The organism is Variovorax sp. YR752 (assembly GCF_943372545.1).
The window spans coordinates 1-6,497 of sequence record NZ_CALRZC010000337.1; the positions used below are offsets into that span (position 1 = coordinate 1).

General features: G+C 68.7%; 8 protein-coding genes and 1 pseudogene. 1 reads left to right on the forward strand and 8 read right to left on the reverse strand.

The window, feature by feature from the left end; all coding sequences use genetic code 11:
• Positions 1–680 (reverse strand): 6-phosphofructokinase (locus AAG801_RS39350; RefSeq protein WP_341893312.1); only part of this gene is annotated, 680 nt, incomplete at its 3' end.
• Between the two features lie 72 nt (positions 681–752).
• On the opposite strand from AAG801_RS39350, the gene AAG801_RS39355 reads away from it, so the two are divergent.
• A complete protein-coding gene (locus AAG801_RS39355) occupies positions 753–1,355 on the forward strand; it encodes a YqiA/YcfP family alpha/beta fold hydrolase (protein ID WP_341893313.1) in 603 nt (200 codons plus the stop codon).
• Between the two features lie 12 nt (positions 1,356–1,367).
• Here the strand turns inward: AAG801_RS39355 and AAG801_RS39360 are convergent, their stop codons facing one another.
• From AAG801_RS39360 to AAG801_RS39390, 7 genes and pseudogenes are all read right to left on the reverse strand, one after another.
• Positions 1,368–1,577, reverse strand: a complete 210-nt coding sequence (locus tag AAG801_RS39360) for a hypothetical protein (protein ID WP_341893314.1) — start codon at positions 1,575–1,577, stop codon at positions 1,368–1,370.
• 10 nt (positions 1,578–1,587) lie between these two features.
• Complete coding sequence (locus AAG801_RS39365) at positions 1,588–1,773, reverse strand: hypothetical protein (protein ID WP_341893315.1); 186 nt, start codon at positions 1,771–1,773, stop codon at positions 1,588–1,590.
• A gap of 15 nt (positions 1,774–1,788) precedes the next feature.
• On the reverse strand, positions 1,789–2,724 hold the full coding sequence (gene lpxC / locus AAG801_RS39370) for a UDP-3-O-acyl-N-acetylglucosamine deacetylase (RefSeq protein ID WP_341893316.1): 936 nt from the start codon (positions 2,722–2,724) through the stop codon (positions 1,789–1,791).
• 100 nt (positions 2,725–2,824) lie between these two features.
• On the reverse strand, positions 2,825–4,021 hold the full coding sequence (gene ftsZ, locus AAG801_RS39375; protein ID WP_341893317.1) for a cell division protein FtsZ: 1,197 nt from the start codon (positions 4,019–4,021) through the stop codon (positions 2,825–2,827).
• 145 nt (positions 4,022–4,166) lie between these two features.
• Positions 4,167–5,396 carry a cell division protein FtsA gene (ftsA, locus tag AAG801_RS39380; RefSeq protein WP_341893318.1) on the reverse strand — a complete coding sequence of 410 codons (1,230 nt, stop codon included), beginning with the start codon at positions 5,394–5,396 and terminating at the stop codon, positions 4,167–4,169.
• A gap of 3 nt (positions 5,397–5,399) precedes the next feature.
• Positions 5,400–6,191, reverse strand: a complete 792-nt coding sequence (locus tag AAG801_RS39385; RefSeq protein ID WP_341893319.1) for a cell division protein FtsQ/DivIB — start codon at positions 6,189–6,191, stop codon at positions 5,400–5,402.
• A 3-nt stretch (positions 6,192–6,194) separates the two neighbouring features.
• Positions 6,195–6,497 (reverse strand): annotated as a pseudogene (locus AAG801_RS39390) (D-alanine--D-alanine ligase); the annotation flags it as partial.

Genomic DNA, 6,497 nt, shown 5'->3' on the forward strand with positions numbered 1-6,497 from the left:
TCGGCAATGCAGATCACGGTGTAGCGCTGCCGCGCCTCGCGCTCGCGGCACACGCGCGCGACCTCGTCGAGCCGGTACGGCAGTTCAGGAATCAGGATCACGTCGGCAGCACCGGCCAGGCCGGCGTGCAACGCGATCCAGCCCGCATAGCGGCCCATGGTCTCGAGGATCATCACGCGGCCGTGGCTCTGCCCGGTGGTCTGCAGCCGGTCGAGGGCGTCGGTGACGATGGCCACCGCGGTGTCGAATCCGAAGCTGCGGTCGGTGTGTTCGAGGTCGTTGTCGATCGTCTTCGGGCAACCGACGATCGGCACACCCTTGCCGGCCAGCTGGTGGGCGATCGCCATGCTGCCGTCGCCGCCGATGACGACGATCGCGTCCAGCCCGAGTTCGCGCACGTAGTCGATCACGCGGTCCGACACATCGGCCCCGCCGGCGCCGAAGTAGCCGAACGGATTGGCCTTGTTGTGCGTGCCCAGGATGGTGCCGCCGGTGGCCATGATGCCGGCCACCGAGCGCAGGTCCAGCGGCCTCACCCGGCGCTCGATCAGGCCGAGGAAGCCCTGCTCGATGCCGATCACCTCGGCACCGGCCAGCTTGATCAGCGACTTCGCCACCGCGCGGATCACCGCGTTCAGACCCGGACAGTCGCCGCCGCCGGTGAGGATGCCCACACGCATGGATGCCTCCGCATTGTTGTGCGCCGGCAGTGTAGGACCGGCGGATAGACTGGCGCGACGGCAAGCTTGATCATGCGCAAACCCGTCACCCACCTGCTCTACCTGCACGGCTTCCGCTCCTCGCCGCAGTCGGCCAAGGCGCGGCGCATGGCCGAGTGGGTGCGCACGCAGCGATCGGACCTGCACTGGTGGTGCCCGCAGTTGCCACCCTCGCCGCGCGAGGCCATGGCGATGGTCTTCGACCAGATCGCCGCATGGCCGGCCGACCGCATGGCGGTGATCGGCAGCTCGCTCGGCGGCTTCTATGCCAGCGTGGTGGCCGAGCGTTTCGGCTGCCCGGCCGTGCTGCTCAACCCGGCGGTGCATCCGGCACGCGACCTGCAGAAGTACATCGGCGAGCAGACGAGCTGGCACGACCCGACCGAACACTTCTTCTTCCGTGCCGAGTTCGTCGACGAGCTGCGTGCGCTGGCGCCGGCCACGCTGACGCGGATGGACCGCTACTTCGCGGTGATCGCCCAAGGCGACGAAGTGCTCGACTGGCGCGAGATGAGCGAGCGTTGTGCCGGCGCCCGCATCAAACTGCTCGAGGGCGGCGACCACGCTCTGTCGGACTTCGACGACCACCTGCCGGACATCGTGGCCTTCCTCGGACTGGCGCCGGCACCTCGCTGATCCGGTGCGCGACTAGTTCCAGTTCACGATGGTCCAGACCACGCGGCCCCAGACCTCGAGGTTGAACCAGAACAGCACGATGATGATCGTGAAGTGGCGCAGGCGCCTGCCCAACTCGGCATAGCGGTCGTCGTCGCGCAGCACGTACATCAGGAAGGTGAACAGCCAGCCGACGGCAAACAGCCCGCCGAACACGCCCATCACCCAACGAAAGATCGTCATCCCGTGACCTTCACAAGACCATCGCCATGCGCTCGAGGATAAGCACGGCAAAGAACCCCAGCGCCGCGACCACCGTCCACTTGACGATGCGGATGCCCAGCCGCCGCCACTTCGCCTGGCCGGTGCCGATGTACATCGCGAAGCACAGCAGCCCGGCCACCAGCAGCAGCAGGACGATCCAGCGGAAGATCAGCATCGTATCGGAGCGCGCTTACCAGGCGGGAGCGAGTTCGGACAGCCCCTTGGGCAGCCGCGACGGATCGTCGATGGTGACGATCTCGTAGTTCTCCGGATCCGACATCAGCAGCCGCAGCAGCTTGTTGTTCAGCGCATGGCCCGACTTGAAGGCGCTGTAGGCAGCCAGGATCGGCCGGCCGGCCATCGCCATGTCGCCGATCGCGTCGAGGATCTTGTGCTTGACGAACTCGTCGTCGTAGCGCAGGCCCTCGGCATTGAGCACCTTCGACTCGTCGACGACGATCACGTTGTCCATGCTGCCGCCCAGGCCGAGGCCGCGGGCACGCATCATGTCGACGTCCTTGCTGAAGCCGAAGGTGCGGGCGCGGGCGATCTCGCGCTTGTAGTTGCCCGAGCCCATGTCGAAGGTGACGCGCTGGCCGGTCTGGTCGACGGCCGGGTGGTGGAACTCGATCTCGAAGGTGAGCTTGTAGCCCTCGAAGGGCTCGAGCTTCGCCCACATCAGGCGATCACCCTCGCCTTCGCGCAGCTCGACCGTCTTCTTCACGCGGATGAAGCGCTTGGGCGCGTCCTGCAGCTCGATGCCGGCGCTCTGCAGCAGGTAGACGAAGGAGGCGGCCGAGCCGTCGAGGATGGGCACCTCCTCGGCGGTCAGGTCGATGGTCAGGTTGTCCAGCCCCAGGCCGGCGCAGGCCGACAGCAGGTGCTCGACGGTCTTCACCTTCGGCGCGCCCGGGTCGCCGCCGGGCGAGAGCGTGGTGGCCATGCGCGTGTCGCTGACCACGCCTGCCGACAGCGGGATGTCCACCGGCTGCGGCAGATCGACCCGGCGGAACACGATGCCGTGGTCCGGCGGCGCGGGGCGCAGCGTCAGCTCGACCCGCTGGCCGCCGTGCACACCCACGCCGACGGCGCGCGTCATGGACTTCAGGGTGCGTTGCTGCAGCATGCCCGGAATTGTCCCTGATCCGGCGCGCCAGCGTGCCGCGAAGCGATCAATCACCTCCATAGCGAAGCCGCCCGGCCCCTGGCGGGACCGGGCGTCTCACTCAGTCGGCCTGCTTCCTGAGAAAGGCCGGGATCTCGATCTCGTCCATGCCGTTGCTGGCCAGCGCATCGACCTTCGCCGCCGCGGTGCGACCATTGCGCCACACGCTGGGCGTGGTCAGCGCGCTGTAGTCATGCGCCGGCGGCTGGGTCTGCACCGGCGTGGTCAGCACCGGGATGTTGTCGGTGCCGGTGCGCTGCACGGGCGCGCTGTGCACCACCTGGATCGGCGCCGCCTGGCGCTTGGCCGGGCTCAGGCCGGTGGCGATGACGGTCACGCGCAGCTGGTCGCCCAGGCTCTCGTCGTAGGCGGTGCCGTAGATCACGTGGGCATCGTCCGCCGCATAGCGGCGGATGGTGTTCATCGCGTTGCGGCTCTCGGCCAGCTTGAAGTTGGCGCGGTTCGCCGCGATCAGCACCAGCACGCCGCGTGCGCCCGACAGGTCGATGCCTTCCAGCAGCGGGCAGGCCACCGCGGCCTCGGCGGCCTTGGTGGCGCGGTCCGGGCCGGCCGCCATCGCCGTGCCCATCATCGCCTTGCCGGGCTCGCCCATCACCGTCTTCACGTCCTCGAAGTCGACGTTGACCATCCCCGGGATGTGGATGATGTCGCTGATGCCGCCGACGGCATTGCGCAGCACGTCGTTGGCGTGCGCGAAGGCCTGGTCCTGGGTGACGTCGTCACCCAGCACCTCGAGCAGCTTGTCGTTGAGGATGACGATCAGCGAGTCGACGTTGGCCTCCAGCTCGGCCAGGCCGGCGTCGGCCGCCTTCATGCGGCGGTTGCCCTCGAACTCGAAGGGCTTGGTGACCACGCCGACGGTCAGGATGCCCATCTCCTTGGCGACGCGGGCGATCACCGGCGCCGCGCCGGTGCCGGTGCCGCCGCCCATGCCGGCGGTGATGAACAGCATGTTGGCGCCTTCGATCTGCTGGCGGATGCGGTCCACCGCCTCTTCCGCCGCGGCGCGGCCGGCCTCCGGCTTGGCGCCGGCGCCGAGGCCGGTGCTGCCGAGCTGGATCAGCGAGGTGGCCGCCGAGCGGTTCAGCGCCTGTGCATCGGTGTTGGCGCAGATGAACTCGACGCCTTGCACGCCGTTGGCGATCATGTGCTCGACCGCATTGCCACCGCCGCCGCCGACGCCGATGACCTTGATGCGCGTGCCGAGGTCGAATTCTTCGATCATTTCGATGGGCATGGTGTTTCTCCGTTCCTGTGTCGCAGTTGCCTGAAGGTGTAGTGCCGGGTATCCAACGCGTCTGTCTTTGCTTGTTGTTCCGGTCTTCGCCGGATCGCGGGGATGGGGATGAAGGGCGGATCGTGGTGGTTCATGTGTCGCCCCTTCAGAAGTTGCCGAGGAACCAGTCCTTCGCGCGGCCGAACAGGGTCTGCACCGACCCCACCTGCTGCGCGGCGCGCTGGCCGCGGGTGCGTGACAGACGGGCCTCTTCCAGCAGGCCCATCACCGTCGCCGAGCGCGGGTTGGCGACCATGTCGGACAGCGGCCCGTGGTAGGTCGGGATGCCCTTGCGCACCGGCTTGAGGAAGATGTCCTCGCCGAGCTCGACCATGCCGGGCATGACCGCCGCGCCGCCGGTGATGACGATGCCGCTGGACAGCAACTCCTCGTAGCCGCTCTCGCGGATGACCTGGTGCACCAGCGAGTAGATCTCCTCGATGCGCGGCTCGATCACGCCGGCCAGCGCCTGGCGGCTGAGCATGCGCGGCGCGCGGTCGCCGAGGCCCGGCACCTCGAGGTTGTCGCTCGGGTCGGCGAGCAGTTGCTTGGCCACGCCGTACTCGACCTTGATCTCCTCGGCGTCCTTGGTCGGCGTGCGCAGCGCCATCGCGATGTCGCTGGTGATCAGGTCACCGGCGATCGGGATCACCGCGGTGTGGCGGATCGCGCCGTCGGTGAAGATGGCCACGTCGGTGGTGCCGGCGCCGATGTCGACGATGGCCACGCCGAGGTCCTTCTCGTCCTCGGTCAGCACCGCGTGGCTGCTGGCGCTCGGGTTGAGCACCAGCTGCTCGACTTCGAGCCCGCAGCGGCGCACGCACTTCACGATGTTCTCTGCGGCGCTCTGGGCTCCGGTCACGATGTGCACCTTGACCTCGAGCCGGCCGCCGCTCATGCCGATCGGCTCCTTGACCTCGTGGCCGTCGATCACGAACTCCTGCGCCTGCACCAGCAGCAGCCGCTGGTCGTTGGGGATGTTGATCGCCTTGGCAGTCTCGACGACACGCGCCACGTCCACCGGCGTGACCTCCTTGTCGCGCACGATCACCATGCCGGTGCTGTTCTGCCCGCGGATGTGGCTGCCGGTGATGCCGGTGTAGACGCGCGTGATCTTGCAGTCGGCCATCATCTCGGCCTCTTTCAGCGCCTGCTGGATGGACTGCACCGTCGCGTCGATGTTGACCACCACGCCGCGCTTGAGGCCATGCGTCGGCGCCACGCCGAGGCCGGCCACGCGCAGCTCGCCGTCGGCCTGCACCTCGGCCACCACCGCCATCACCTTGGCGGTGCCGATGTCCAGCCCGACGATCAGGTCCTTGTATTCCTTGGCCATTCTTCAGTTCCTCCCGGCGCCGGACGTCGAGACGCCCTTCAAGCGCACCGCATATCCGTCGTTGTGGCGCAGGTCGGCGTGCACCAGCGGCCTCTGGTGCTGCGCCACCACCTGCGGCAGCGTGGCCACGAAACGCTGCAGGCGCGCGACGATCTCGTCGTCGCTGCCGCGCCCGATCTCGATCTCCGCGCCGCTGTCCAGCTCGGCGCTCAGCGAGCCGCGGCCCGACATGGCCAGCGTCTCGATGCGCTGCTCCAGCGGCGCCACCACCGGCTGCAGGCGCGCATAGAGCACCAGCAGGCGGGCCGAGCTGCCCTCCGGCCCGGCCAGCGTGGGCAGCGTGTCGTCGTCGACGTCGCCCGGGTTGGCCTCGAACACCTCGCCGAAGGTGTTGACCAGCTTGTCGTCGCCGCTGTCGGTGGCCCACAGTGCGGCGACGCGGTGCTCCTCCAGCCGCACCGACAGCCGGTTCGGCCAGATGCGCTGCACCACCGCATGGCGCACCCAGGGCACCGCCTCGAAGGCCTCGCGCGCGCGGCGCAGGTCGAGCGAGAAGAAGTTGCCCGCCAGGTGCGGCATCGCGTTGGCGCGGATCGTCGCCACGCTGTTGCGCGTCACGTCGCCGTCGATGCGGATCGCGTGCAGCAGGAACACCGGCTGGCGTGCCGCCCACAGCGTCATCACCGCGGCCATCGCCAGAACGCCCAGCACCGCGAGCAGCGCGGCGGTGGCGTTCATCAGGCGCACGTCGCCCGGCAGGGCGGCGTCGCGGCGAGGTGCGGGCTTGCGGGCCATCGTTCAGCCATCCAGGGCGGCGCTCGCCGCGATGTGCAGGCACAGCTGCTCGTAGCTCATGCCGGCCGCCTTGGCCGACATCGGCACCAGCGAGTGCGAGGTCATGCCCGGGCTGGTGTTCATCTCGAGCAGGTAGGGCTTGCGATCGCTGGCGCGCACCATCAGGTCGGCGCGGCCCCAGCCGCGGCAGCCCAGCGTGCGGTAGGCCTCGACAACGATGCGCTGGATCTCGCGCTCCTCGGCCTCGGGCAGGCCGCTGGGCACGAGGTACTGCGTCACGTCGGTGAAGTACTTGTTCTGGTAGTC

Excerpts from the sequence above, each read along its gene's own strand:
- AAG801_RS39385 (WP_341893319.1), bottom strand. The coding sequence starts at position 6,191 with ATGGCCCGCAAGCCCGCACCTCGCCGCGACGCCGCCCTGCCGGGCGAC.
- ftsZ (WP_341893317.1), bottom strand. The coding sequence starts at position 4,021 with ATGCCCATCGAAATGATCGAAGAATTCGACCTCGGCACGCGCATCAAG.
- AAG801_RS39360 (WP_341893314.1), bottom strand. The coding sequence starts at position 1,577 with ATGACGATCTTTCGTTGGGTGATGGGCGTGTTCGGCGGGCTGTTTGCC.
- AAG801_RS39355 (WP_341893313.1), top strand. The coding sequence starts at position 753 with ATGCGCAAACCCGTCACCCACCTGCTCTACCTGCACGGCTTCCGCTCC.
- lpxC (WP_341893316.1), bottom strand. The coding sequence starts at position 2,724 with ATGCTGCAGCAACGCACCCTGAAGTCCATGACGCGCGCCGTCGGCGTG.
- ftsA (WP_341893318.1), bottom strand. The coding sequence starts at position 5,396 with ATGGCCAAGGAATACAAGGACCTGATCGTCGGGCTGGACATCGGCACC.
- AAG801_RS39365 (WP_341893315.1), bottom strand. The coding sequence starts at position 1,773 with ATGCTGATCTTCCGCTGGATCGTCCTGCTGCTGCTGGTGGCCGGGCTG.